Raw genomic sequence first — 26,300 nt, 5'->3', positions numbered from 1 at the left:
AACATTCCCCTTCAACTAAGCGTCAATAGCAGCTTTTAGCTCGCTTACCACTCCCTCATTTTTCCATTTTGAGGTTCGTAGCTTCATGTAGACTTCACGAGACCAATTGATGTTGCTGGTGCTTTCAATCATACGAGCAATTTGTAATCCTTGGAGGGCATACTGTACGCACAGGTCTGGCTGCTCTGCTACGAGAAATGCTTCTGCCTGTTGCATAAGCAATCTACAATAGTTGCGACTGATCTTCTGATCAAGACTTTCTGCGGCCGTTTGGAGATATTCTAAGCCCTTTAATGGCTCCCCAAGAAGCACATAGCACTCGCCTCGCGAGTCTTCCAGCGACTGGAGGGATAGACGCACATATGAAAAGTCTTCCTCCAGGGGAACGCCCTGAGCGCGCTCGAAGAGAAGTTCTGCTTGGTCTAAGGTTCGGTAACATTCATCCCGAAGCCCATTTCGTGCAAGAGCCTCCGCCAGCCCTGAAGTTACATATGCTTTTGTAAGAGGATCTGCTTTAACAGCAATTTGGCAGGCATTACGATACAAGGCTAAAGCTTTTTCTACATTCTCTTGTCGGAGGAGCGCTAGTCCTTGTCGAGCGACGGCTGTAGCTACCATGTCGAATGACTGCGACTCTTCAGCAGCTATGTGGGCTTTGTGGAATTGATCCAGAGCCATTGTGTAGTGGAATTTGTCGCGAGCTAAGCTTCCTGCTAACTGATAGTTTTGCGCTAACACCCTGCAAATTTTAGCATGTGCTGGTCCACCCTCATCGGCCAGTTGCTCTAGCTTTATGATCTGATTGCGTAATCCATCCTCAGTAAGTGTATTCCCGCTCGTATAGTAGAGTTGCCAACGTAGTCGTGTTCCATCTTCCAAACCCTCAAGAACCCATTCCTGAAGACGTGCTAGTTTTCGACTAAAGAGTGTCTCCAACTCGTCCAAGTCTATTGTTGCAGAGGAAGTACTTATTATAAGTGAGGAGCCTGTTATACCCAGTAGTTGTAAAGCCTTGCGTCTGTGCATATCATTATCCTCTGGGTTTAATGAACCTGTGATATCTTCCAGAGGTATACCTGTCTTTAATAATCCGAGTTCTTCGGGAGACTTGTTAAGGCAAGAACATATTCTCTGGATGCTATCAACTCTGATTGGTTCGCCTCGTTCCGCTCGTTCGATGGTCGATAGCGATACTTCCGCAAAATCCGCTAATTGCTGCTGTGTCCAGCTCTTACGCATCCGCTCCAGGCGAAGTAATGTGTTTTTCATCGAGGTACCTCCATGCACACTCTCATTGGCCATTAGCTACTTCGCACTACTCTAGAACAGCATCCACGAACTCTTATAACTACTTATAACGTCTTACTTCCAGCGTCTTCCGATGAAGATAAAGAATTATCTTTCCGGATAGCTTTTTTCTTTATAGGGCCCTTGGGGCCAGGCTTGCGTGGTTTTGCCAGATATTTTTCTAGTGAGTCAGTATAGACAAGCCAATCATTCCCAAGCTTTTTGCCCTCCAACGTCCCATTCCTCAGTAGACGAGCCAGATGTGTGGTACTCAAGCCAGACCTCATCGAGGCATCAGGCGTTGTAATGCACTCCCGGCCAGCATCAATGTCTCTTAGCATGCAAGCCTCCCTCATGAAATTATGTTCATTGGACAACATTATACCATACCCCCTTGACAAATAGGTTCGCCAGGAGACATAATTATTATGTTCGCCAGAGAACATAATGCTATCATGATGGTATTAAGATCTCTTACGAACCTTGAATGCTCTGATGGGTATTTCAAGGGTGAATGATGGGCCTTTGAAGGCTCAGTAACGCAAAAATGCACTATTCTTGAAACAGGAAACGCCCGCAGGCGCTGACAACACCTACGGGCGTTCCGGAACCCAACTCACATCTGGACTGGCTAAAGCCTGGAAAACTTCCCAGTCCAGATGCCCTAACATCGGGCCTGCTCTTACCTTATCGCAACTCAGGCCTGGTGTCAATCACGAGTCGGCTTTAGTATGAAAAGGAGCCAACTATGACAACGACACCGCAAACTTTCGCGCAACGCATTGGTCTCTTCAACCCGTGTGTTGCACCAGCAACGATCCTTTCTGACGATCCTCTTCAGATGGAGGAAGACGGTCTCACGCCACTTACTCTACGCCAGGAGGCTTCGCATGACGGTCTCTGCCACCTCCGTGTCCTTCGTTGCCTCTCCTGTGGCGATCTCTATCAAGCCGAAGTTGCGGCTACCCCCCAGTTGCTTCATACCCACCCTATCAAGGTCTTCATCGCAGAAGAACAGCTACGCTATGCAGCGCCCTGGGACAAACGGCTAGACGGCGCAGATCCCGACTCTATCCTCGCACGGCTTGAGGCACGCGCAGCCGCGAATCAGCCAACTATTCGCATCGAGCCAGAGGAACAGAAAAAGCCATTCACTCCTGAGCCAGCCGTCGCCCTTCAGCGTCTGGATCTGCCTGTGGAAGTCACACAGGAACGCTTACAAGAGGCTTTTAAAGCCGTCATGGCCGGAACACCTACCGAGGCACATACTCTCCAGAAACTGCGCGAAGTCTCGACCCGTTCCATCGGTGCATTTCATATGCAGCAGGCCTTCCTCTGCGCGGCCATCGATACCCTCATGGATAGGCTTTATCGCTCCACGGAGCAGGTCAATCACCTCGCGGTGAAGACAAACTGTGCTCTGATCGCCCAGGTACAACGCTGGCATCGCGATGCCAGGCAACGCGTGGTAAATGCGATCCCATACTTCAACAAGCGCGAACAGCGGCACTCCTGGCGGCTGCTCATCGGAGTGCCTGAACACCTCCTTCAGGCTGCCTAGCGCTCTTCTCTCTGCTCACCTGTACTTTGTCTATCATGCATGTAGTCGCTCCTCGCGAGCCGACTGAGGAGACGTTATGCGTCAAAATATTGCCATGCTCTTAAGAGAGCCGGTCCGCACGACCGAGCATCGCGAGAGTACCCAGGGTACCGCCATTGATGTTGATGGGACGCCTCCTGCCGAAATTGATGTGTCCATGCGCGATATGGTGATCCTGTCTCTGCAACCGCAATTGCGCGCCATGGCATACCGATTTGCACGCCAGATGTGCCTGACAGAGGCTGTAATCGACGGGCTGGATCTCGTCCAGGAGGCGAATCTCGTCTTGCTCGAAGTCTATACAGAAGCACTCTGCAAGCCCAATCCATATGCGTACTTGATGGGGGCTGCACGCCTGGCCATGATCAAAAGTGCCTCTTCTCATACACGCACACATGGATTACGAATGCTGAGTCTGGATGCACCTCTCTCACGTGAAAGTGATCGCGCGACATGTCTAGCTGATGTGATCGCAGCCCCTTTCCAGCAAGAAGCCCCCCTTCCTCATAGGTCTCAAAGCCTTATTCAGCAGCTTCAGGCAGCTATCGCGAAACTGACGCCAGCACAGCAAACTGTCATTCTCCATCATTTCTATGGTGTTGACGGTCCTCCTGAGTCGCTCGCAACCATTAGTCGCCGCTTTACCTGGAGTAGGCAAAACGTCCAACAGCACAAGCAGCGTGCGCTTGCAAACCTTCATAAGCATCTGAGTCGGTGCCTGACAGATGGCGAGGCCGTCTCCTAACATTCCTGGTCCTCTCTTAGCGCGTCCTTGTAGTACCCCTCTTTTTCTTCGACCTTTGCTACAAAGGGCATTGGATGCCCTGGAAAGAGAGTCTATTGATGAGGCCTCAAACCCTTCCTCCTGGGTACGCAATTGTTCACTTTGGCGATGAGTGGTATCCCCTCGAAGCCACTGTCTCTCACCCACTAGGTACGCCTATTGCATATGGAATCCTCGACGATGAGTGCGAATACATGCATTTCTCTCGACCGCAAGATGCCGTGCAGGCCTGTCAGGTCCATTGGGAGCAGGAACAAGCGCGAGACTGCCAGCGCTGGGAACGTATGGCAGCTCACAGAGAATCTCATCCTGATCGATGTGTGCATTATCATGACGAGATTGTTGCTATTACCGGCAAAGAGCCGCTTATCAGCCCCTATTCCACTGCGAAAGCGCTTGTAGGAGGCTATTGGTGCCGTTTCTGTGGCTATCACTCTTTGTATACCGCAGAAGGGCAAACGGAAGAAGAAGCGCTAGCCAAAGCGGCTGAGCATGCCTATGCAACACGGTGCAGGTGTGCTGAGTCTGTAGAGGCTCCCGAGCATACGCTTCACGCTATTACATTGCACCCATAAATGAGAGGTGACATGCAGCTTCAGCAATGCAACGATGTGATTCACGGGACGCAGTTGACTACCCACGCCAATCAAAGCGAGCTCGCGTCTCTAACAGCCAGGAAAGATCTGTCCCTGGGGTGATCTCCTGTGGTTCTGCGTTCCGGGTAAAGAGACGTGCCCCAGTGATGCCACCCAGAATGAGCGCGGAAGCACTCCGACGTAGCCAGCAACCTTCACGCATCCCCAGCACGGGGACATCATTCTCTTCCAGAAACTGCTCAATGCGATCAGCACGCGTCTCTCCCTGATGATGGGAATGGGGATCGGGATCGAGATAGTGTGGGTTGATCTGGAATGGGATTAAGCCGAATGCGCCAAAGGAGGATGGCTGGACGATGGGCATATCGTTGGTCGTCCGCAGGCTGGGGCAGGCCATATTTGTGCCTGCACTCGATCCCATGTAGCGCAACTCGCCAGCCTCGACACGTTCGCGCACAATGGCAAGGAGGTCGTGTTCTTGCAACGCTTTGAGAAGGCGGAAACTGTTGCCGCCTCCAACGAAGAGCACGCGGGCCGTCTCTACGACCTGACGAGGGTTGACCGCCGTGTGTATTCCTTCGACAGCGACGCCGAGTGGGGCCAGCATGTTCTGCACCCTCATGGTGTAGCTATCGTAATTGGCAAGGGCATAGGGGACAAAGAGAAGATTGCTTTCGCCATTCAGAAATTCTTTCACCACATCCAGCGCGTATTCCAACGGTTTCATGCCAAAAACGGCTGAACTGCTCAACAAAAGAAGCTCATTCTGCATGAGATAAATTTTCCCTCTGTTTCTTTTCAGTATTCTGAGTCTAGGTTTGCGGGAGCGAGATCTCGGAGAGGCTGGAGGATCACGCATGGAATGGGTTGCATGGTATTGTCCTCTGCTCTCTTGAATGAAGTACTCGTCTCGATCTTAACGTAGACAGATTGCTCTTGTCAAATGTGTGGTTGCGCTGTTTTAAAAAGTGTGAGCGTTGAACGAGCCTGCGAGGCGGATTCAGACGAATGCACATCTTGTTGCGCATCCCGTGAGTATACAGGCACCACTACGACAACAGTACCGCCCCCTGTCGATGATGCTGGCGATTGAGTTCCCTGGATCTACGCGTAAACTTCACCTGTCCTTGATCACCTTCGTTCAAGGGCTTTTTTATGCCTACAAATCAGCAACTACAGTTTTAACACCTCACAAAGAGGGGGAAAAACATGTCTTCTCCAGACCAGGAATTCGAAGAGCTGGACCAGGATCAAGACGAGGGCGAAAAGCTCCGTACCGGCGGTGCGCAACATCACCGTTCTGGTGGCTGTTGGATCATTGTACTCATTGTAGGCCTTGTCGTGGCGGCCCTGTTGTATAGCGGCGCTCTCATTGGCAGTGGCGGGCTTAAAGGTGTGCCAGGAGGCGGATTTGATGCCGGGGCAAAAGCCTATGCATTGGCTCAGGAAGCCGAGGCCTATCGGAGAGTCAATCGCAGTAATGCCAACTATTGCGATTTCACCGTTGTCCTTGAAGATGCACAGGGTAACCTGGCAACGCTTCCCGGGTTGATCTATGAGGGGTACGGCAGGGAGAACAATAAGAATCACTGTGAGCAGAAATCACTGAGATACGTACAATTCAACCTGTTTCCCGACCAGGTTTACTCCAAACTCAAAAACCTTCACGTCATTCATATTGTGGTGTTTTCGCAGGTACGAGTCTGTGATACCTGCGATGAGGGGTTTCCTGCCTGGCAGACAACGTTGCAACAACTCATCAAGCAGAAGCCAGGTAGAGAGAACGTTTCAGTTGATCTTTCTGTTTGGGAGATTCAGGCCGGTTCTCCTAGCGGGTTTGCTCCTGCTGACTACCCCTACGGCCCCTATACACCTGGCGATCCCAAGCCCAACACGACGAAACCAATAAACGTGAGGGCTCAGGATGTCATCCCGGTGTATCCTTGAAAGACTTGACAAGATTGTTTCTCTTATGGTACATGTACCTCTAAAGAAACAAGTGCCATAGGAGAATGGGTTGTGAAAAGCGTTTTTGATGCGCAGAGAATGGCCGCCATGGTCCAAACGAAGCGCGGGAAGCAGAGTTTGCGCGATGCCGCTTCTGAGATTGGCGTCAGCGCTGCAACCTTGCAACGGATTGAGCGGGCCGAAATCTCGGATATTGCGATTGCATTGCTGGTCTCAGACTGGCTGGCCCTCCCTTTGCAGGATTTTGTGGAGCAACAACAGATGAATATCACACCTACGACCGAACAACTTATCGAGCAAATTCGGTTAAAGGCTCAAGTGACGGGATATGGACCAACGGGTTTGCGCCCGAGAAACACAACGTTAGCGGTTTTTTGGTGTCTTCCAGCGACGTCCGAACAAATTCGGGTCACAGAAGACCTCCTTGGCTTCCCTTTGCCAAAAGAGTTGACCGACCTTTATCTCTCCCTCGCCAACGGCGGCTTCGGACCTGCTGCGGGACTGAGAGGAACGATTGGAGGGTACGGAACGCGCTATACCGCGCTTCCGAATGGGGGGATGTTCTACAACGAGGAGTCCATGGTGAAAAATCATAGTGATTCTGCATCCCTGGTAGACCTTGAGGCTTATTCGCCTGACCAGTGGCAACAGAAAGCATTTGGCTCCAAAGTTCTTCTTCTCCCTGCTGAGGTCTGGCCGCGCCAGATTATCCCCCTCTGTGATTGGGGCGATTGCGTGGAGATCTGCTGTGATCAGCGTGGTTTTTTGTGTTACTGGTATGCCTCAGAACGCCCGGGATACTATGAACTGGAGAAGACAGTGAAGCCCTTCAATTCCTGGCTGCAGGAATGGGCTGTGAAAAAGGTCTAGATTCTCGAACGCCCAGAGAACAATATCCTTAGATAGACAGCCCTCTCAGGTTTATGGCAATGGGGTCATCATCCCGGTGAGCAACGGTTTTGCTAGGTCTTCCTCATCCAGGCGAATCCCCAGAGCCTCAAGGAGGGCAGACATGAGTTGGATGGCATTCCGATTCTCGCTATTCGGATCGATTCTTGCCTGGCGAAGCACTGTCTGGAGACGATCTGGAATCGGATCTGATGCTTCAAACTGTTCCAAGAGCACTCCATTCTCCGCATAACTCAAGAGTGTGAGAGCATTAACGTCACGGTACACCGAGACTGCTACGGTTCCGGCTGCAAGGGCGCAAAGCACTTCCGGACGAATGCTTTGATCCTCATGCATCAATTCAATGGCAAAAACCCAGTTTCCGCACTGTCCTACCTGAAGAATAGGTCCGTGGAGATCTTGCCAGATATCGAGATCCTCATAGGCTTCAAGATCTTGGAACGTATCAAGATCTCCACAGGGGATCGGCCAGGCATGGGACGGGTCTCCTCCGAAGCGGGTGAGCATCTCGGGCCCATCTATCCCTCAAGCGAAGGTCACACAGAACGGCGAAAATCTCTGGTTCAGATGCGAAAGACTATCAAACATACAGCAATCCTCCTCATGTTTTCCATTCATTGCTCGGATATTCTTTGTCACACCCATTTTTCTGGTGAGCCAGTCTTCGGTTTCTTCAGATCTTGCAGTTGTCCTTTAGCCGCTTAGCCATCGCGGAAGGAGCTGGTCGGGGCTACTATACTGAACCGGACAAGCTTCCAAATGAATATGCTAGCCCTCCAGGGCATTACTGCGATGGCTGGCCATGATTCACCCTTACCTTACTGAGCTGATCCTTAGAGACACGCAATGCCTGCTGGATGTTTGTATCGAGAAGCACTACTCCGTTGAGAATAGCACCATTGAGATCCGCCCCACGTAGGTTGGCACCACTCAGGTCTGCATTGCTGAGGTCTGCATTGCTGAGATCCGCCCCGCTCAGATTGGCTCCACTGAGATTCGCTCCATTGAGACACGCTCCGCTCAGATCCGCATTGCTGAGATCTGCGAAGCTAAGATCTGCATCGCTCAGGTCGGTTTTGTTCAGGTAAGAGTCTCTGAGATTCGCTCGGCAGAAAGAGGCTCCTTCAAGCTTGGCAGATCTCAAATCAGCGTTACTGAGGTCTGCTCCATCGAAGTGGGTTTTGTGCAATCTTGCCCCGCTGAGATCCGCTCGGCAGAGATCTGCTCCTATAAGGTCAGTCATGCTGAGATCGGCTCCGACAAGTATTGCCCTGTTGAGGCGAGCTTTAAAGAGGTGAGATCCTCTGATACTCGATCTACTGAGTCTGGCCATGTTCAGGTTCGCTTCATTGAGGCGAGCCCCGCTCAAATCGGCTTGCTCAAGATTGGCGCCGCTCAGGTTCGCTTCACTGAGATCCGCTTCGCTCAGATCTAGATTATGGGCATCAAATCCTTTCAAATCCATACGATTCATATCTGCTTGATGTAAAGAGACAATACTGGCGCCTCGCTCACTGGTCACGAGCTTGGCTTCTCGTAAGAATGCAAGCAGATAATTTATTCGAGGTGTATCTAGTTGCTTCAATGCAGTCAGTGTTCTTACCCTGGCAACATTCCTGACTTCAGCATCGGCTGCCGATTGGCGCAAATTCTTTTCTAATAAAAGATCGGACATTCGATCTAAATAAGTTTGGAGTAAATCTTCCAGTTGTTTATCCTTCGCGATCGCCTGGTCGTTCAAATATCGTTCTTTGGCTATTTCCTGGTCATTTACGTATCGTTTTTCGGTGTTTTCTTGTTCAGTTTTGCTTGTCGTGTGATTGAGCAAGAAACCACCCACTGCCAGGACAAGAGGTACGACAAGGAGTTGCATCCATTCCCAAAGAGACTTGGGCGTTTGATATTGTGAAAGTGCAACTAACCCCACGCACACTGTGATTCCCAAAATCGTAGCGATGCTCATTTTTCGCTTTCCCCACCAATGTGCCAATTTTTGCTTCACCGTACTTTTCCTCTTCTCTTACATCTAGAGCAATGTAGCCATCACAGATATTTAACTCGTAAAGGGGCGACAAATCAAGTAAGTAAACGCAATAAAAGCGAGAGAACAAAAGTAGACGTTGAGAAGCGTAATGAGCCCTCCTGATAGGTGCAGGAGGGCTTTTTCTAGGAAGGACCCCTTGCCTATGCTTTCAGCACCGTCACCACCACTGGCGCTCACGCTTCGGCCCTACCAGGAGGAATGTGTACAACGCGTCCTGAATACGTACCAGGAACAGCCCGAAGGTGGAAAAGCACTGGTGGTGCTTCCCACCGGGTGCGGCAAAACCGTCGTCTTTACCGAAGTAGCGCGACGGCTCGGTCTCACGACCCTGGTGATCGCTCACCGTCAGGAGCTGCTCCAACAGGCGGCGGATAAGTTTCGCCTCGCTGACCCGACTGCAGTCGTTGGGCAGGTGGGAACTGGACGACATGAGTGGGGCGCATCCACCACAGTGGCTTCGATCCAAACGATCAGCAGGCCTGAGCACCTCAAGAACCTCTCCCAGTTTAGGTACCAGCTGGTTGTGATCGATGAGGGCCACCACGCGACCTCTGATGGCTACAAGGCGGTGCTTGCAGCCCTCTCCAACGCGTTCGTGCTCGCAGTGACCGCAACCCCTGACCGGCTCGATAAGCAGCGCATTGAGTCCATCTTTGGGGAGCCGGTGTTTTCCACCACCATCCTTGAGATGGTCGAGCAAGGCTACCTCTGCGACCTGCGCGCCATTGCAGTCCGAACCACAACATCCCTGGATGGTGTACACACACAAGGAGGCGACTTTAAAACCAGAGAGCTGGAGGAGGCTGTCGATACCCCCGAGCGTAACCTACGCATCATGCGTGCCTACCAGGCGCATGCTAAGGATCGGCAGGCCATCTGCTTTGCGGTTACCGTCGAGCACGCCCACCACCTGGCCGAAGCCTTCCAGAAGGCGGGATTTCGGGCCGCTGTGGTCAGCGGCGACACGCCTCAAGAAGAGCGCAAGCATATCCTCCAGGCGTATGCACGAGGAGAGCTTGAGGTGCTCTGCAATGTCAGCGTGCTCACTGAAGGGTATGACCATCCCGCAACCTCTTGTATTATCATGGCCCGTCCAACTAAGTCCCGTGCGCTCTATACTCAAGCGATAGGCAGAGGGACGCGACTGGCTCCAGGCAAGCGCGACTGTGTGATCCTCGATGTCACCGACAACTGCCTCAAGCATCGACTACAACCGCAACTGCTTCAGCAGGCGCTGGGTGTAGACATGCGCAATGGGGAGAGTATCACTGAGGCACGCCATCGCCTTCACACCGAAGCGGCTGAGGCTCCAGCTCCATCGGAGCCAGGGAAGGAGGGCAATGAACGAACCACCAAAGTGCTGGCGCGCACGAGCGATCTCCTCGTCAATATCCTGGCACCCATGGACTGGAAGCGCCTCTCAAGTGGGGCGTATGTCCTCGAAGTCGGCGAGCACAGGCACCGGATCGCGCTCGTCCCTTCCGCGTTGAGGGAGGGGTACTATGCGGTTTGGGCAAAACTCGCACCAACCTTCAAGCCACAGCTCTGGCTCAAAGAATCCCCGCTGGAATGGGCCCAGACCCATGCCGAGATGAAAGCGCGGCTTTTGCAGACCGACGAGAAAAAGCGGGTGCTGGTCGATAGCCATGCGCCTTGGCGCTCGTACCCAGCATCTCTCAAACAACTCTCCACGCTGCGCTACTATGGTCTCGACTTTCAGCCAGAGATTACCAGCGGCGAGGCCTCGGATCTGATCGGACAAGAAAAGGCGAGACGTGAGCAAGCAAAAGCCAAACAGCGCGTCGCCAGACAGGCCCCCAGATCCAGGCAAAAGACATCATGAGGCAAATTCCCCATATGAGTAGTCCCGCATGGCCTGCTCTCCTTCTTTTGCTCCTTCAATCGCTCATCGAGTCTGAAAGGAAGGTCTCGAATGCTTCTCACTTCATCGCGTCCCTCAGCCCCGGCCTGGGCTGAGATGGTCCCATCCCAGATTGCTCGTGATGCATTAGAGCAGCGTGGGTGGTCCGTCTTTCCGCTCGATGCTGGCAAGCGCCCCTTTCCCTTAGGAACCTATTATCCTGATGGAACGCCCAAGCGGCTGGGGTGGAAAATACATCAAACGCGGTGCGCCTCGCTCAAAGAGATCCAGTATTGGGAGCGGCGATACGCACCGCAATTGTGGGCGGTCATCACTGGCAAAATCAACCGTCTGGTTGTGCTCGACTTCGATGGGGAAGCAGGGCAGGAAACACGCGATAGGCTGGGACTCAGCCCACACGTTCAAACAGGCTCAGGCGGCGCGCATGTCTACCTTGAGCATCCCGGTTGGCCTGTTCCCACTCTCAACAGTAAGAGCAAGCGTGAACTTGGTGCGCGCTGGCCGGGGTTGGATATCCGAGCAGATGGAGGCTATGCGGCCTTCTGCGGGGAGAGCGAGAGCGGACCCTACCTTTGGCTCCGTGATCCTCAGCTTGACCCTCTCGACTGTTTGCCCGAGGAACTGAGGGCCTTTCTGAACCTGCTTCAGCCTCCGGTCTCAGCCAGCACCGCCAGAGGGCAGGAAGTGACCAGCGCGGCATCGACGACGCGCATTGCAGCCTCGACCCTTCTTGAGCGTGCGCTCAAACATATCCATGAGCAGGGGAATGGGCGCAACGATACTGGCTTCTGGCTCGTGTGCCAGCTGCGCGACAACGGTTATACTGCCAACGAGGCGGAGGGGGTCATGAGCCAGTATGTCGAGCACACCCCAAAGACAAATACCAAAGGCATCGTGGAGCCCTATACCATCGATGAAGCACTAGCAAGCCTGGGAAGTGCCTATGGCTCAGAAGCCCGTGAACCCTGGACCCCTCTTGAAGGTGCGCAGTCTGCTTCAAGTGGTCAGCGAGGCGGTGGAAGAGGGAACGGATCGGGAACGACGGTCACGGGGACCGCAACCCCTGAGGAGCCAGAGGAGCCGAAGCCACTGCCAGAGATCCTGATCAACAACTCGCAACTACGTGAGCGCACTGACCAGGCGATTGACGCAATTATGCGGCAGGAACGGCGCAATCCCTCCTTGTTCATGCAGTCTTCGCGCATGGTTCGTGTCAGTCGTGACGAGATGCGACGTCCGATCATTGCCCAGATGGGCGTCACTGAAGTCAAGGAGGTGCTCACCCAGACTGCCAACTACTACCGGCTAAGAAAAGTTGCTGGAGAAGAAGGCGCATATGAGAAGGTGCCGATCTCTCCGCCCAGGGAGCTTGCTGAACAGGCGCTTGCTCGACAAACACAGGCTCCTTTCCTCCCTTTTCCCCCGTTGGCCGCCATCGTGGAAACACCTGTGATTCGCCCGGATGGATCTATCCTTGATACACCAGGATATGACCAAGTAACCAAACTTTACTATGCACCAGTCCCTGGCATGGGAGACTGCACAGTCTCGCTCCATCCCACACAACAGGAACGCGAGGAGGCCCTGGCCTTGCTCTGGGATACCATCGGGGAATTTCCGTACGTGAGCGAAGCAGACAAAGCGAATGCCCTGGGTCTGCTTCTCACTCCGATCCTGCGCCCGGCAATCGCTCGCCACGTACCACTTGCTCTCATTGATGCTCCCAAACAGGGAACCGGGAAGGGCTTACTCAGTGATGTGGTGTCGGTGATCGCAACCGGCACCAGTGCCGCCATTCTCACGATGTCAGACAGCGAGGAGGAATTGCAGAAGGCGATTACCTCTCTCCTGCTTGAGGGTTCTACCATTATCACCATCGACAATATCACGGGGCGCCTCCAATCCAAGCATCTGGACGGTGTACTCACTTCCACGACATGGAAAGGCCGTATTCTCGGCCAATCAAAGATGACGAAGGTCCCCCATCGGGCAACCTGGCTCGCTACAGGCAATAATATCAGACTAGGCGGCGACCTTGCTCGCCGCTGCTACCGTATTCGTTTGGACGCCAAAGTATCACGCCCCTTTATGCGTAAAGGATTTAAACATGAGGACCTTCTTTCCTGGGTTACTGAGCACCGGGGCAAGCTGGTGAAAGCATTGCTCACACTCGCAAGAGCCTGGTTTGCGGCCGGGAAGCCGAAGTATGCTCATTTGCCTGCTCTGGGAACATTTACCGGATGGGTGAATACCGTCGGAGGCATTCTCGAATATGCTGGTGTCTCTGGTTTTCTCTCCAATCTGGGGAAGCTCTATGAGGAGGCGGATGAAGTTTCTGCGCAGTGGGAACTATTCCTACGCACCTGGCATTCACTCCTTGGGGAAGATGGGGTCACGATTAAGGAAGTGATCGCCCATCTCTCAGAGAACGAGAATGAGCTATCTCACGAAGACGAATCTTCTGCGGAAGTTGCGGGAAGTTGTGAGAATATTCCCCTCTTTGAGGCGCTCCCTGAAACCCTGCAAATCGCCCTGAAAGAGAAGCCCCGTAGCTTTAGCATACGCCTCGGCAGGGCGCTTGAGAAGTGGGTTGATGCATGCTTTGGCGAGGAGAATTTTCGTCTGGAGAAGCATGTTGACTCGCATCGAAAACTCGGTGTTTGGAAAGTCGTGCGGGAAGTTGCGGAAGTTCTACCCGTTACGTATAAAGAAAATTCTGAGGGAGAAAGTACATATATATAGCACGGGCTACAACTTCCGCAACTTCCCGCACAAGTAGGTCTCGCTCCTGATAGCCAAACCCATAAAGCGCCTCTGCAAGCCACGCCAACCCCTCATTGTAAAGAAACCGCCTCACAAAAATTGCGGGAAGTTCATGTGAACTTCCCGCAAGTCGGATCTCGGAGAGATACACCCATGAAAACACAGACACCATCTCCTGCTATATTGCTTCAAGGGCTTCAAGACCAGGGCATTGCCGTGACATTGGCAGGAGATCGCCTCAAAATTGAGGCGCCCAGAAAAGGGATGATCACACCGGAACTGTGCGAGCAGCTGGCGCAGAGGAAGGCCGAACTGATCGCACATCTTTCGGCTCCCCCGATCACTGATCTCCCTGCCACGCCAAATGGCAGCATATGTCAGTGCCAGCGATCCGCAACCTGCTACAGCGACCAGGGAGACCCCTTCTGTGAAGACTGTCGCAACCAGGCTTTGCGTACCCAGCGCGCGGTCTCCCCAGCGCTCGTACGTGTGACTTCGGCCCCGTTCTTCCTGCAAGATGTCGCAGGTATTATCGAATGGACGCAGACCTATCAGAGCCTCGTCGTCGACCTGGAGACGACGGGTATGCACGAACACCTCGACCGTGTGGTTGCGATCACCCTGGGCAGGCCTGGCAAAGTTGCCGTCATTGATATGAGACCCTACTACAACCTTCCTCTCGAAGAGCAGGCCCTCTGGCGCGAAGTCCTTCACTACCTCTTTCACCTGGACGGCATCACCTGGATTGGGCATAACCTCAAATTTGATTGGAAGTTTCTGGCTGCCCATTTTCAGGTGCATCTTCCTCGCGTCTATGACACCATGCTGGCCGAGCAACTTATCCATGGCGTTGGCCTCAACCGAGCAGGAATGCGCGAGTCAGCGGCTCGCTACCGCCTGCCAGTCTCCAAAGAGGCACGCGCATGGTTCCCAGGACTCCACACTCGCCCAACGGAATGGGTGGCCCCCTTCCCTGCTGAGCAACTGGTCTACATGGTGCAGGACATTGAAATCCCCTATGCCATTGCGCAGCACCAACGACCCCGTATCAAGGAGCTGAAACTAGCGAGGGTCGTCCACCTCGAAAACGAGGCCGTTCCAGCGCTGGCAGCGATGGAGATGCGCGGTGTTTGCATTGATGTCGAGCGCTGGCGTTCCATCCTCGCACGCAAACAGGCGCGTCAGCAGGCACTGGAGCCTGAGCTGAGAGAGACGCTAGGCATTGCGTTACAGCGTGCGTGTGATGACTACCAGGCCGCACTGACCCAGGAGGAGAAACGCCTGGTCGAAGCCTACCGCGCCAACCCTGCACAGAGCAGCTGGGAACCCTTCCGACGCAAGGGCCTTGCCCAGTGGCAGGCCACCCATAAAAAGCCGCCACAGCCCAAAGAAAGGGGAACCATCAATCTGGCCTCGCCGCCGCAACTGCTAGCTGCGCTCCGAGCCCTTGGCGTTCCCGTCACTGCGACCGATGAGGAAACGCTCGAACCCTATACCAAGGAGCATACGGCAGTTGCGTCACTCCTGCAATGGAAGGAGTTGCACAAGTTTGCCAGTTCCTTTGGGGAAAACCTGCTTGCCATGATCGATACCGACGGTCGATTGCGTACCGATTACGCTCAGATTGGGGCCGTCTCCGGGCGCATCATCTGTAGCAAGCCCAACCTCCAGCAAATCCCGGCCGAAGAAGAGGAAGAAGGCCAGGAAGAACCGGTGCGTCGCTGCTTTGTGGCATCACCTGGGTACCGCATCCTCAAGGCGGATCTCAGTAACATCGAGCTGCGTATTCTCGCGGAAGTCTCGCGTGATCAGACCATGCTCCGCCTCTTCGCCGAAGGCAAGGACCTGCACGCTGAGACCGCGAAGCTGATGTTTCATCTCTCGCCTGAGACCGACACAAAAAAGCATCTCTACAAAGGCGTACCGGTGCGCAAAATCGCCAAGACCATTAACTTTGGCCTCGCGTACGGGATGGGAGCGAACGGTCTTGCGAACCGCGCAGGCGTCGACCTCCCGACGGCAAAATCCTTGATCCGCACCTACTTTGAAACCTACCGGGGAATTGCGCGCTGGCTCCCACTTACCGCGAAGCAGGCACTAGAGCAAGGCTATGCAGTGACGCTAGCTGGGCGACGGCGCACATTCGGATCGATACCGACTTCGGTGGACTGGAGCAGAGAGGTACGCGCCAGCGCAGAACGTTCCGCGAAAAACCACCCCATTCAGGGGACGAATGCGGACATTCTCAAGCGCGCCCTGGCACTCCTGCATGCATCGCTTCCACCTGGCGCGCACCTGATTTTAGCGGTACATGACGAGATCGTAGTGGAGTGTCCAGAGTCATGTATGGCGGAAGCTGAGCAGGCCATGAAGGAGGTGATGGTGCAGGCCTGCCGGGATTTTCTCAAGGTGGTTCATATCCCCGCGCCAGAGGTACTCATTGATACCTACTGGCGTAAAGAGTAGCCCTATAGGAGGGCTACTGTTAGTTTTGTACTATAGCGGGCCGAGCCGTCCAAACACGTCCCGCTACAGGTTGTAGCATGCCGGGGCATGTACATGTGTAGTATAGCATGACGTGCAGGCCCGGCGGGAGGGTAAACGCATGAAGCGTTTCTTTGGTATTGTCTTCCTTTGCCTCGTCGCTGGCCTCGTGATTGCGAACCTCAGAACGAATGTCAAACCCGTTTCGGCAGCCCTCACCTCTTCCAGCGCGACATCGTACCAGAATATGGCCCGCCAGGAAGCAGCGGCCGCAGGTATCCCCCCTGACCTGTTTGTGAACCAGATTAACCAGGAATCCGGCTTTAACCCAAACGCCCGTGGAGGATCGGGCGAGATTGGTATTGCCCAGTTTATGCCGGAGACAGCCAAGGGGCTGGGGATTGACCCAGCAGACCCACGCCAGGCCCTGCATGCAGCGGCTCAACTGATGGCGAGATATTATCAGGCCAACGGGAAGGACTACGCCAAAGCCCTGGCTGGCTATAACTGCGGCGGTGGATGCTTGGCCCACGCGCTCAGTGTTGGTGGAGAGCAATGGGGATGCCAGATCCCGCAATCGACGCAACGCTACATCTGGCTCATCATGAGCAGGCGTGTATGCTAAGGAGGCTCACGGTTCCGTGGACTCGTCTCAATCATCAAAACAGTGAATAGACGGAATATAGGCGTACACTCACCTCAACAGGAAAAATACCAAAATTTAGTAAAACTGAGCGAAAATAGTGTAAAAGGGTAAATTTCCCTAAAAGCGTGAGGTGGCGAGCAACCTCACGCTTTTAGCGCATGTGCTCATAACGTGCGTAGCGCGCTTTCTACAGTCAGGCATCCCTCTTCTTGGTTCAAGTTTGCAACCTTATGGAGGGAAACGTTCTCTGATGAGAGTCTTTCCATTGGCTAGTCTACCCTTGGTGTCTACTCGTCAAGCATCTCACTCTGTTTCATCCGTGTTGGTGCCCGCCAGGGAATCACGCTTCTTAGGAAGGGTGACCGTAAAGGTGGAGCCTTTCCCAACTTCACTGTCCACGGTGATGGTACCTCCATGGTGCTTGATAATCTCGGCCACAATGTAGAGCCCCATGCCCAGGCCGGGAATCGCTCGCTGCCTGGGACCAGTGACCCGATAGAACCGGTCAAAAATTTTGCCGCGCTGTTCTCGCGGGATACCCAGGCCATGATCGCGGACCCGAATGGTAGTGGTCTCAGGGGAGACGCTCAGGTCCATCTCGACCGTCTCTGCGCCGGGAGAATACTTGATGGCATTGCTGATCAGGTTGATGAAAACCTGTCCGAGTCGGTCTTTATCCCCTTCCAGAGAGCAAAGAGTCTCGCCACGCACGACAATGGTATGAGTAGTGGAGATCTGCTGCATGGTATCTGCCACCTCCCGCAGCAAGGCGTCGAGATCCACCATCTCCAGCCGATACTCCAATCTGCCTGCCTGGATCTTGGAGACATCCAGCAATTCTTCCACCAGCCGGGTGAGTTTGTTGATCTGAGTCTCCATGCTCGAAAGTGCCGGAGTCTGGAGGCCTTGCTTGGCCAGTTGCCGGTGCAGCAAGGTGGTCTGCAGTTTCAAGGCGGTAAGTGGGTTCCTCAGTTCATGGCTGGCCATGCTGATAAAGTCATCCTTGCGTTGTTCCAGTTCCTTGCGCGCTGAGTTATCCAGCACAAAGGTGATAGCTTGGGACGAGTGATGCTCTAAGAGGACCGCGCCGACGAGCACGGGAAGGCGACTGCCATCTTTACACACATACTCTTTCTCATAGGGCGTTATCGACTGCTGGGCGTCAAGTTCCTGCCGGGCCTCTAAGCTCCGAGCCAGATAGTCTGGAGGAGTCATGTGCGACCAGTTCATGCGCCCGGCACGCAGGTCTTCTCGTGTATAGCCGGTCATGTACAGAAAGGTGTCGTTGGCATCCACAATCTGGTCGCCTTTGCCGACATAGATCCCGATAATGTTGGAGTTCATCAGGACGCTCGCTCGTTCCTGACTTTGGCGCAAGGCTTCCTCCGTCCGCTTCTGGTCCTCGATGTCGGTGCAAGTTCCAAACCATTTCAGGATGTGTCCTTGCTCATCTCTGAAAGGGATGCTTCGTACCAGAAACCAGCGGTAGTTCCCCGTCTTGCCCTCGCGCAGGCGATATTCGACATCATGAGATTGGCCGGTGCGGAGCTCCGTCTGCCAGACAGTCCACGTCTTTTGTCGATCATCAGGATGGACGAAATGCAACCACTGGTCTCCATTGACCCGTTCAAGGGGAACGTTCAGATAGGTAAGGATGTGCTGATTGCCATATTCCAGAAAGCCATCCGGTCGAGTAGCCCACACAAGCTGAGGCATCGTCTCCAGCAAAACGCGAAGCTCTTCCCGGCTTTCTTTGAGCTGCTGCTCCGTCCGTTTCTGCTCCTCAATGTCGGTGCTGGTGCCAAACCACTTGACGATCTGACCCGCTTCATCGCGCACGGGCATGGCGCGGGCTAAGAACCAGCGATAGGCTCCCGTTTGACCATTTCTGAGACGATGTTCGCTCTCAAAGGGTTCACCTGTTTGGAGTGTGTGCTGCCGAAGAGCCAGCATACGTTCAGCATCCTCAGGATGCAAGAATTGACGCCATCCGTAGCCGTGGAGTTGCTCAAAATCGGCCTGCGTATACTCATAATAGCGCTGATTACAGTAGTCAAGACGGCCATCTGGTCGCGTGGTCCATGCCAACTGTGGCACCGTTTCGGCCAGCACATGCAAGTTCTCCCGGCTTTCTTTGAGCTGCTGCTCCGCTCGTTTCTGGTCCTCAATGTCAGTGCAGGTGCCAAACCATTTAGTAATCAGGCCGGCATTATCACGCACGGGCATGGCGCGGGCTAAGAACCAGCGATAGCTCCCCGTTTGGCCGTCCTTGAAACGATATTCGATCTCATAGGGCTCACCCGTTTCGAGCGCATGACGCCAGACCGTCTGGGTGTGCTGATAATCGTCAGGGTGCAAGAACTGACTCCATCTCTGGCCCAATGCGTGCTCGGGGGAGGAGCCGGTATAGTCATACCACCGTTGATTCCAGTACTCCAAAGATCCATCAGGTTGTGCCGTCCAGACGAGCTGTGGCACCGTTTCGGCCAGCACCCGCCAGTTTTCCTCGTTTTCTTTGAGCTGCTGCTCGGCCTGTTTCTGGTCCTCGATGTCGGTGCAGGTGCCAATATATTTGAGGATCGTGCCCTGCGCATCTTTGAACGGCACAGCTTGCATCAGGAACCAGCGATAGGCTCCGGTCGTGCCAGAGCACAGGCGATGTTCCGTTTCATATGGCGTGCCGGTCTGGACGGCGTTCTGCCACACGGAGAGCACGCGTTGCCGGTCATCGGGATGCGTACACTGCATCCATCCATCCCCCTGGGCCTCTTCAGTGCTCAGACCAGTATAGTCGCGCCAGCGTTGATTATAAAAATCGACATACCCATCCGGTCGCCCGGTCCAGACCTGCTGGGGGATGGCATCGATGAGGGCATGGATTTCCACTTCGGCGCGCTTGCGCTCGGTGATGTCGATCCCAACATAGACGAGGTATTCGATGTGGTGCTCCGCATCCCTGTGGGGGGTGATTGCGACGTCCAGGTGACGGTCCATCCCTTCTCTGGGGTGAACCACCGCCTCGAACCGCACGGTTTCCCCCCTGCTGGCTCGCGCGATGGCGGCGCGCAGCTGTGCTTGACTGGTCGGATAAAAGGACCACCACCGAGTTTCGGCGAGAGGCTGGCCAATGACCTCCTCGCGTCGGATCTGTGCATGCACTAAGAGGTCCTCATTGATCTCCAGGACGATCCCTTCGGGGGTCAGAACGCCGATCCTGCTCAACACGCCATCCAGGTCATCGAGGCCGAGGCGCTCGCCCTGGGGAACCGTCTCCTGGCGTTGGGCTGCTGTGCTTGCGGCTCTCCCCTGGTGGACCTGCATCATCAGCCCGTCAACCGTGGGAGCGAGCTGCACATGCAGCCAGGTCCCCGTCACGGGAGAACGATACTCCACTTCGCCTGGTGCTCGGGTCTGTGTGGCCTTCTGGATGGCCTGGTAGAGCGCGGTGCTCACCAGGTGGGAAGCGCCGCGCCACAAGGGCTTGCCTAATAATTCCTCTCGTGTGGCACCGGTGAGCGTCTGCGCGCTCGCATTGGCATAGACAATCGTCGCGGCGTCATCGACGACAAACAAGGCACCAGGAAGCGTCTCAAGAAGCGTGAGGAGCGTCTCGCTCAACGCGGGAGTAAGACGCTCGGTCGGCTTTGGATTCGGCATAGTGCGGTCACTGTCCCTTTCACATGTCCCCATCCCTGGTAGCGAAGATGCGTACTTGCTCTCACCTCAAGAACTCTCTTCAAATGATGTAATATCTTCGAGCCACAAGCAAACTGTACAATGGGAAACCGGTGAAGTCGCTTGTCCTCTTCATAGGACTATCGGCTTCTGCACATCAATGAGATGTATAAACCTCAGGGGTACTTGTGAAAAAATATGCTCAACATCTCTATGAGGCCCCTACCATTTTTCCCACCGAGCGGCACGCTGACCATCCAAAGACGTCATGCGTCGCAGTCGCACCACCCGGCAGAGAACCTTAGGAAAGGCGCCTTGTCCTCTTGGTAAATAGCGCGAATGTTCGGCGATTTTTGAGGTGAATGGTAGGAAATCGGCGCGAAACAGGGGAATCGACCTCGCAGAACTCCGTAAAATGGCTTGAGAAGCGGGCTGTTGCATGCGCATGTTGTAAATTCGTAGGAGAACGACTTCCGTCAGCACTCATGCTAGGGGTAGAATGAAGGTTACTGTTACCAGGGGCAGGACATCGGGCATAACAGGCAAGTTTCCTCCTCATGTGCAAGTTATGCCTCGTTGTCCCCTTTGTACAGTGGCAAGCAGGTTTGCTCCCATGCCTTACCCGAGAAAGTGCAGATGGGTTGCGACTTGCCAACAAAACCAGATTCCGTGGAGCAGGAACGTGCCCATTGTGAGGAGCATACTGAAGGCTGCGAGCCCTCGACCTTTCCATTGTGGCCGAAACACAACGACCAAAGTATCCAATGTCAGGAGAAGAGAGAGGGCATAGATCCCAAAAAACCACCCATCGCCAGATGAATACGGGAAAAGCGAACTGAGAATACTTATCCTTGTCAGGCACACGATGGCTAGGAAGACAGAGAAACCGCAACTGACTTGCGCTCTCCAATACAGACGAGGGACGACAGGAACGTGCTTGTTCATCACCTACCTCCTATGTGCGTTTAAGCAGTGACTAAGAGAAAGTATATCCAATGCTTCTCTCTGATCCATGAGTCAAATGACCCATTTCTCTCTTCGCTTTTGCGTCCTTTGCCTGATGTCCTGCCCCTGATGACAGTAACCTTCACTCCACCCCTGATAGGCTTTGGTCAAGGAAGGCGCAGGCGCGTCGGCTGATCTTTCCCAGATGAGAGCCGGGCCGAGGATTGAAGCAACATCCGAATAGCCGTTTTTTTCTCGGCTCGCAGAATAGATACACATGCACATTGCAAGAAAATCGACACTCTCCATCAGTCATGCCGAATGCAAGAGGGAGAGAAAAGAAAGGAAACACCGATGAACACACGTGATCAGCACCAAAGGTCGCCAGATGTTGGAGGAACTCGGTCATGAGAAAAGTTATTGTACTCGAATTCGTCTCCCTTGATGGTGTCATACAAGCCCCCGGCGGGCCAGAGGAAGATACCAGTGGTGGCTTCGCGTATGGCGGGTGGACAGCTCCATATGCCGACGATGTTACTGGAACAGTCATGAACAGGCAGATGAACATGCCGTTTGATCTGTTGTTGGGGCGCAAAACCTTTGAAATTTGGGCACCGTACTGGCCGCAACATGCGGACATATGGCCGGGCGTCAATGCAGCGACCAAGTACGTCGCCTCGAATACCCTGACTTCTCACGAATGGCAGCCCTCCGTGTTTTTAGGCGGAGACATTGCGGAAAAAGTCAGCAACATCAAGCAACAGCAAGGGCCGGATTTGCACGTGTACGGAAGTGGAAATCTCGTTCAGACGCTCCTCAAGCATGATTTGGTCGATGCGTTCTGGCTCAAGATATTTCCGCTGACGTTGGGCGGTGGAAAACGGTTGTTTGCCGATGGCACCATCCCGGCGGCGTTCAAGGTGACGGAGAGCACAGTTTCCCCAAGTGGTGTCATTATCGTGAATTACGAGCGTGCAGGCGCGATTACAACCAACACGGTGTCAGGAAGCAGACATCCCTGAGGTCGCGAGGAGTATTCCCAAACCCACACTTGCTTCGACCACGCATCACGTGCAAACGGTGGAAAATCAGCGGATTGGTGAACAGCAATTCGAGGAGGCGCGCCTGTGCCGATTTTCCACGTCGCTTTTTCGATAGGTAGATGCCGGTCAAGCCTCAGATACTCTTTTTGCTGATTGCCTGAATTACCAGAAATGGCGTACTGTCACTCGCTTCTGGAGCCATTTTATGGAGGCCTGCAAGGTCGATTCCCCTGTTTCGCGCCGATTTCCTACCATTCACCTCAAAAATCGCCGAACATTCGTGCTATTTACCACCTCTTGCTCTGAGGTCGTTCTCGATGAATGTACCCCTCTGCACACACCATTCGCATCTGGAGCGGTTTTTCAGCTCGTCAATGGGTGAGCCGCCACTTTCCGGGACATTTATCAGTATAACACGGGAGAGGGTTATGCATCTCCCCAAAAGTAGTGTGTGCCCGCATACATATATAGGTGTAGGTTTTGTTCTTGGTGCTGCAATAAGCATCTTGTCTCGTGGGAATAGCCGCGCCTTTTGCGCTCAGGGACGCGGTCCACTCTTAAAGATAGTGTTTGCACTGAGCGCGGGGAGGAAAAGCCACATGCTTACAGAAACCGAAGTGAAACACTTGGAGGAACTCCCCGAGGAAATGATCAAGGAGATCGAAAACACCGCTACATCCGCCGAGGCCGCCGTAGTGTACGGCAAGGTCGGCCGCGCTTGCTCCAGGGCGCTGGCTCAGGAAGCGGGACGTAACGCCTTGCGTACCGCTCGTACCAGCAATACCACCAAGTTCCAGAGCGCCCGTCAGACCCGCCTTCAGGCCCGTAAAGGTGGAAATGGTTCCGCAGCGAGCCAGCCACAGCCGCAGGTGTCCCCCCTGATCTATTCGTGAACCAGATCAATCAAGAGTCAGGATTCAACCTGAATGCTCACGGAGGATCGGGCGAGATTGGCATCACGCAGTTTATGCCTGAAATAGCTAAGGGGTTGGGAATTGACCCAGTAGACCCTCATCAGGCCCTGCATGCAGCGGCTCAACTGATGGCGAGATATTATCAGGCCAATGAGAAAGACTATGCCAAAGCCCTGGCTGGCTATAACTGTGGTGGTGGGTGCCTGGCACATGCGCTCAGGGTCGGGGGTGGGCAATGGGGGTGCCAGGTCCCCCAATCGACGCAACGTTACATCTGGCTCATCATGAGCAGACACGTGTGCTAAGCCAGCGCACAGGTTTCACAATACTCGTATCAATCTGTACATACCAACATGAAACTGGTGAAATTGACTCAGTTATCCTGGTGGATCTCATCATCTTTCTTTGCACAACAAACGCCTTCACCAGAAGGTTTGTTGGGAAATGACCAGTTTTATGTTGGTATGTACATTTCCAGTACCTCTCTCCTGTCGGACTTCATTTTTCTTGCTCCACGCGCCTTGGATACGGATAGTGTGAGGGAGGGAGGACATGCTTGTTCACTCTCCAGGCTGCGAAGGAAACACCTCGCTCACCCCTCGTCGCCGAGGTTAGCTTCTTTCTTTGGACAGAGCTTATGAAAGAAGGTCCGAAGGTCGTTGATGAGCAGGTCGGGAGCGGTCTGAGTGGAAAAATGGTTGCCCCGGTCATAGACATTCCAGGAGACGATGTTCTGGTGATCGCGTTGGGCAAAGCGTCGGATTGACTGATAAACATCGGCAAAATTGCACAATCCGAGCGGGACAGTGGTCGGTTCAGTGGGGACCTGCTCGGCATGAGCGTCCTCGTAGTACAAGCGAGCCGAAGATGCCGCCGTATTCGTCAACCAGTAGATCATGACGTTCGTGAGGATGTAGTTGTCACTCAGCTCGTCTCCGTACATCTGGTAGTTCCAGACCAGCTGGCCCACTGGTGAGTCGGCCAGGGCGTGGGCAAGGGTCTGGGGAACAGTGGACTGCACCGTCGCGTACGCTCCTTTCTTTTTCACCCACTCTTGAAAGGCTTGCCACTGGTCTTGTTCCTTCGAAGACAAGGCTGCCATCTCAGCCGGATCGCCAGAGGGAAATGAGAAAATCTCGGTGACGTGCACGCCAACGACATGCTCAGGATCGCAGCGACCCACCTCCGGGGAGATCGTCGAGCCCCAATCCATGCCGTGTGCGCCGTAGCGGTCATAACCCAGGCGGCGCATCAGCTCAGCCCAGGCGCGGGCGACGCGGTAGCGATCCCAGCCCTTCTCGGTAGTGGGTCCAGAGAACCCAAAGCCGGGAAGCGATGGGATGACCAGGTGGAAGGCTTGGCCCGCCTCGCCACCGTGAGAGCGGGGATCGGTGAGCGGACCTATCAGATCGAGGTAGTCCACCACCGAGGTGGGCCAGCCATGGGTGAGTATCAGTGGCAACGCGTTGTCTTCCCCAGAGAGAACATGCAGGAAATGGATGTTCTGTCCATCGATGGTGGTGGTGAACTGCGGATAGGCATTGAGTTTCGCTTCCCAGATGCGCCAATCATAGCCGCTCTGCCAGTACTCGACCAGCCTCTTGACGGAGGGAAGGTCCACTCCGTAGTCTCCGCCTACTCCAGCCAGCTCATTGGTCCAGCGAACACGCGTCAACCGCTCCTGCAGATCGTCTAAGTCTGCCTGCAGGATAGCGATGGTATATGGGGTCATCGACATCATTTCCTCATTTCTACTGTTTAATTCCAATCAACCCAAAAAACGGTCCCAGCTCACTATTGCTGGCTAGTCCACGATTTCGCCGCAGGTCACATTGGCAACCGCTCCAGTGATCGCACTGGCTTGATCCGAGGCCATCAGGACGGCCACATTCGCTACTTCGGCGAGTCTGGGCAGTCGCTTCAGCAGCGTTTTCTCCGCGATACCAGCCTCGAATGCCTCACGGGAAATGCCAGCATTCTCGGCGTGACGGCTGAAGACTTCATCTACGCCGGGTGTGTCTGGAGAGCCGGCTGATCGCAAGCAGACGACACGGATGCCCTGCGGGCCTACCTCAGCCGCTAGCTGCCGGCAAAATCCCTCAATTGCGGCTCCAGCAACTCCGAAGCCGCCGACATTGGGATATGGCTTACGAGCGGCCTGGGCGGTGAGGGCAAGGATAACACCCGACCCGTTCTTGCGCATATGACGTGCTGCAGCGGTCGCCGTGAGGAAATGTGTCGCCATCGCGTTTACGATCGGTAACGCGAAGTGCTCATGCTGCATTTCAACGAGCGGCACCCCCTGGATATCGCCGAGTCCGATAACGTTGAGAGAAACGTCGATGCTCCCGGCTTTTGTTACCACTTCGCTGAGGTAACTCTCTATTGCCTGCTCGTCGAGCGCATCGACTTGAGCTGCCTCAGCCACTCCCCCTGTGTTGGAGATATCCTGGGCCACTGTGTCGAGCGAAGAGAGAGTGCGACCAGCAAGGAAGACCTTCGCCCCCTCACGGGCGAAAGCGCGGGCAACCTCACCACCAATGGCCCCTCCTGCTCCGTAAATCACGGCGTTTTTGTTCTTCAGTAACATTTTCATCCTCCTATTTGTCTCGTTTTGTTCTGGGTTGTTGGGGAAAGCCATTATCGAAAAATCCACGTTCTGTCTTGTGACCATGTGTCCATCGACAAGTTATGCGAGGAACCCCGTCATGCTTGTTCATGCTCATCCGATGAACGCTTTTGTCACCATCGAGTCGTGCA

The 26,300-nt window shown here is 54.1% G+C and carries 19 protein-coding genes; 12 read left to right on the top strand and 7 right to left on the bottom strand.

Annotated elements, in window-relative coordinates; genetic code table 11:
• Nucleotides 1-15: 15 nt before the first annotated feature.
• Nucleotides 16-1,269: a helix-turn-helix transcriptional regulator gene (locus KTE_RS30125; protein ID WP_201387997.1), complete on the bottom strand. Its 1,254-nt coding sequence runs from the start codon at nucleotides 1,267-1,269 to the stop codon at nucleotides 16-18.
• 766 nt (nucleotides 1,270-2,035) lie between these two features.
• Here KTE_RS30125 and KTE_RS30120 point away from each other — a divergent pair.
• From KTE_RS30120 to KTE_RS30110, 3 genes are all read left to right on the top strand, one after another.
• Entirely contained in the window at nucleotides 2,036-2,848 is an 813-nt protein-coding gene (locus tag KTE_RS30120) for a hypothetical protein (RefSeq protein WP_201387995.1), read from the top strand.
• A gap of 76 nt (nucleotides 2,849-2,924) precedes the next feature.
• Nucleotides 2,925-3,632, top strand: a complete 708-nt coding sequence (locus KTE_RS30115; protein WP_201387993.1) for a sigma-70 family RNA polymerase sigma factor — start codon at nucleotides 2,925-2,927, stop codon at nucleotides 3,630-3,632.
• A 98-nt stretch (nucleotides 3,633-3,730) separates the two neighbouring features.
• Nucleotides 3,731-4,246, top strand: coding sequence for a hypothetical protein (locus KTE_RS30110; protein WP_201387991.1), 516 nt, complete (start codon nucleotides 3,731-3,733; stop codon nucleotides 4,244-4,246).
• 58 nt (nucleotides 4,247-4,304) lie between these two features.
• On the opposite strand, the gene pepE is transcribed toward KTE_RS30110, so the two are convergent.
• Complete coding sequence (gene pepE / locus KTE_RS30105; protein WP_201387989.1) at nucleotides 4,305-5,039, bottom strand: dipeptidase PepE; 735 nt, start codon at nucleotides 5,037-5,039, stop codon at nucleotides 4,305-4,307.
• Nucleotides 5,040-5,476: 437 nt separating this feature from the next.
• Between pepE and KTE_RS30100 the strand changes: the two genes are divergently transcribed.
• The gene (locus KTE_RS30100) at nucleotides 5,477-6,214 is read left to right on the top strand and encodes a hypothetical protein (protein WP_201387987.1); all 738 of its coding nucleotides are present in this window, start codon (nucleotides 5,477-5,479) and stop codon (nucleotides 6,212-6,214) included.
• Between the two features lie 72 nt (nucleotides 6,215-6,286).
• Entirely contained in the window at nucleotides 6,287-7,105 is an 819-nt protein-coding gene (locus tag KTE_RS30095) for an SMI1/KNR4 family protein (RefSeq protein WP_201387985.1), read from the top strand.
• A 51-nt stretch (nucleotides 7,106-7,156) separates the two neighbouring features.
• Here KTE_RS30095 and KTE_RS30090 read toward each other — a convergent pair whose 3' ends face one another.
• Together KTE_RS30090 and KTE_RS30085 are read right to left on the bottom strand one after the other, a co-directional pair.
• Nucleotides 7,157-7,651: a DUF6461 domain-containing protein gene (locus tag KTE_RS30090; RefSeq protein ID WP_201387984.1), complete on the bottom strand. Its 495-nt coding sequence runs from the start codon at nucleotides 7,649-7,651 to the stop codon at nucleotides 7,157-7,159.
• 277 nt (nucleotides 7,652-7,928) lie between these two features.
• On the bottom strand, nucleotides 7,929-9,146 hold the full coding sequence (locus KTE_RS30085; RefSeq protein WP_201387982.1) for a pentapeptide repeat-containing protein: 1,218 nt from the start codon (nucleotides 9,144-9,146) through the stop codon (nucleotides 7,929-7,931).
• 184 nt (nucleotides 9,147-9,330) lie between these two features.
• Between KTE_RS30085 and KTE_RS30080 the strand changes: the two genes are divergently transcribed.
• The 4 genes from KTE_RS30080 to KTE_RS30065 all read left to right on the top strand — a co-directional run bounded on the left by KTE_RS30080 (nucleotide 9,331) and on the right by KTE_RS30065 (nucleotide 16,942).
• Nucleotides 9,331-11,031 carry a DEAD/DEAH box helicase gene (locus KTE_RS30080; RefSeq protein WP_201387980.1) on the top strand — a complete coding sequence of 567 codons (1,701 nt, stop codon included), beginning with the start codon at nucleotides 9,331-9,333 and terminating at the stop codon, nucleotides 11,029-11,031.
• Between the two features lie 90 nt (nucleotides 11,032-11,121).
• Nucleotides 11,122-13,812 (top strand): bifunctional DNA primase/polymerase, encoded by a 2,691-nt coding sequence (locus KTE_RS30075; protein ID WP_201387978.1) that lies wholly within the window; start codon nucleotides 11,122-11,124, stop codon nucleotides 13,810-13,812.
• Nucleotides 13,813-13,986: 174 nt separating this feature from the next.
• Entirely contained in the window at nucleotides 13,987-16,299 is a 2,313-nt protein-coding gene (locus KTE_RS30070) for a DNA polymerase (RefSeq protein WP_201387976.1), read from the top strand.
• 139 nt (nucleotides 16,300-16,438) lie between these two features.
• A complete protein-coding gene (locus KTE_RS30065) occupies nucleotides 16,439-16,942 on the top strand; it encodes a lytic transglycosylase domain-containing protein (protein ID WP_201387974.1) in 504 nt (167 codons plus the stop codon).
• 324 nt (nucleotides 16,943-17,266) lie between these two features.
• Here the strand turns inward: KTE_RS30065 and KTE_RS30060 are convergent, their stop codons facing one another.
• Nucleotides 17,267-20,620: a PAS domain S-box protein gene (locus KTE_RS30060; protein ID WP_201387972.1), complete on the bottom strand. Its 3,354-nt coding sequence runs from the start codon at nucleotides 20,618-20,620 to the stop codon at nucleotides 17,267-17,269.
• Nucleotides 20,621-21,990: 1,370 nt separating this feature from the next.
• On the opposite strand from KTE_RS30060, the gene KTE_RS30055 reads away from it, so the two are divergent.
• The 3 genes from KTE_RS30055 to KTE_RS30045 all read left to right on the top strand — a co-directional run bounded on the left by KTE_RS30055 (nucleotide 21,991) and on the right by KTE_RS30045 (nucleotide 23,845).
• Nucleotides 21,991-22,605 carry a dihydrofolate reductase family protein gene (locus tag KTE_RS30055; protein ID WP_201387970.1) on the top strand — a complete coding sequence of 205 codons (615 nt, stop codon included), beginning with the start codon at nucleotides 21,991-21,993 and terminating at the stop codon, nucleotides 22,603-22,605.
• A 620-nt stretch (nucleotides 22,606-23,225) separates the two neighbouring features.
• Nucleotides 23,226-23,519: a hypothetical protein gene (locus KTE_RS30050; RefSeq protein ID WP_201373183.1), complete on the top strand. Its 294-nt coding sequence runs from the start codon at nucleotides 23,226-23,228 to the stop codon at nucleotides 23,517-23,519.
• Entirely contained in the window at nucleotides 23,516-23,845 is a 330-nt protein-coding gene (locus KTE_RS30045) for a lytic transglycosylase domain-containing protein (RefSeq protein ID WP_201387968.1), read from the top strand. The genes KTE_RS30050 and KTE_RS30045 overlap by 4 nt, the downstream gene beginning before the upstream one ends.
• 287 nt (nucleotides 23,846-24,132) lie before the next feature.
• Here the strand turns inward: KTE_RS30045 and KTE_RS30040 are convergent, their stop codons facing one another.
• Nucleotides 24,133-25,278 carry an epoxide hydrolase family protein gene (locus tag KTE_RS30040; protein ID WP_374226849.1) on the bottom strand — a complete coding sequence of 382 codons (1,146 nt, stop codon included), beginning with the start codon at nucleotides 25,276-25,278 and terminating at the stop codon, nucleotides 24,133-24,135.
• A 66-nt stretch (nucleotides 25,279-25,344) separates the two neighbouring features.
• Entirely contained in the window at nucleotides 25,345-26,130 is a 786-nt protein-coding gene (locus tag KTE_RS30035; RefSeq protein WP_201387964.1) for an SDR family NAD(P)-dependent oxidoreductase, read from the bottom strand.
• Between the last annotated feature and the right edge of the window lie 170 nt (nucleotides 26,131-26,300).

It is taken from the genome of Ktedonobacter sp. SOSP1-85 (assembly GCF_016587415.1).
Classification (GTDB): domain Bacteria; phylum Chloroflexota; class Ktedonobacteria; order Ktedonobacterales; family Ktedonobacteraceae; genus Ktedonobacter.
Note: the sequence above shows the minus strand (reverse complement) of the source record. Positions and strands in the feature narration are given on the sequence as shown.

Bases quoted from the DNA above. Each gene is read 5' to 3' on its own strand.
- KTE_RS30125 (WP_201387997.1), bottom strand. From the start codon at position 1,269: ATGAAAAACACATTACTTCGCCTGGAGCGGATGCGTAAGAGCTGGACA.
- KTE_RS30120 (WP_201387995.1), top strand. From the start codon at position 2,036: ATGACAACGACACCGCAAACTTTCGCGCAACGCATTGGTCTCTTCAAC.
- KTE_RS30115 (WP_201387993.1), top strand. From the start codon at position 2,925: ATGCGTCAAAATATTGCCATGCTCTTAAGAGAGCCGGTCCGCACGACC.
- KTE_RS30110 (WP_201387991.1), top strand. From the start codon at position 3,731: ATGAGGCCTCAAACCCTTCCTCCTGGGTACGCAATTGTTCACTTTGGC.
- pepE (WP_201387989.1), bottom strand. From the start codon at position 5,039: ATGCAGAATGAGCTTCTTTTGTTGAGCAGTTCAGCCGTTTTTGGCATG.
- KTE_RS30100 (WP_201387987.1), top strand. From the start codon at position 5,477: ATGTCTTCTCCAGACCAGGAATTCGAAGAGCTGGACCAGGATCAAGAC.
- KTE_RS30090 (WP_201387984.1), bottom strand. From the start codon at position 7,651: ATGCTCACCCGCTTCGGAGGAGACCCGTCCCATGCCTGGCCGATCCCC.
- KTE_RS30080 (WP_201387980.1), top strand. From the start codon at position 9,331: ATGCTTTCAGCACCGTCACCACCACTGGCGCTCACGCTTCGGCCCTAC.
- KTE_RS30075 (WP_201387978.1), top strand. From the start codon at position 11,122: ATGCTTCTCACTTCATCGCGTCCCTCAGCCCCGGCCTGGGCTGAGATG.
- KTE_RS30070 (WP_201387976.1), top strand. From the start codon at position 13,987: ATGAAAACACAGACACCATCTCCTGCTATATTGCTTCAAGGGCTTCAA.
- KTE_RS30065 (WP_201387974.1), top strand. From the start codon at position 16,439: ATGAAGCGTTTCTTTGGTATTGTCTTCCTTTGCCTCGTCGCTGGCCTC.
- KTE_RS30060 (WP_201387972.1), bottom strand. From the start codon at position 20,620: ATGCCGAATCCAAAGCCGACCGAGCGTCTTACTCCCGCGTTGAGCGAG.
- KTE_RS30055 (WP_201387970.1), top strand. From the start codon at position 21,991: ATGAGAAAAGTTATTGTACTCGAATTCGTCTCCCTTGATGGTGTCATA.
- KTE_RS30050 (WP_201373183.1), top strand. From the start codon at position 23,226: ATGCTTACAGAAACCGAAGTGAAACACTTGGAGGAACTCCCCGAGGAA.
- KTE_RS30040 (WP_374226849.1), bottom strand. From the start codon at position 25,278: ATGTCGATGACCCCATATACCATCGCTATCCTGCAGGCAGACTTAGAC.
- KTE_RS30035 (WP_201387964.1), bottom strand. From the start codon at position 26,130: ATGTTACTGAAGAACAAAAACGCCGTGATTTACGGAGCAGGAGGGGCC.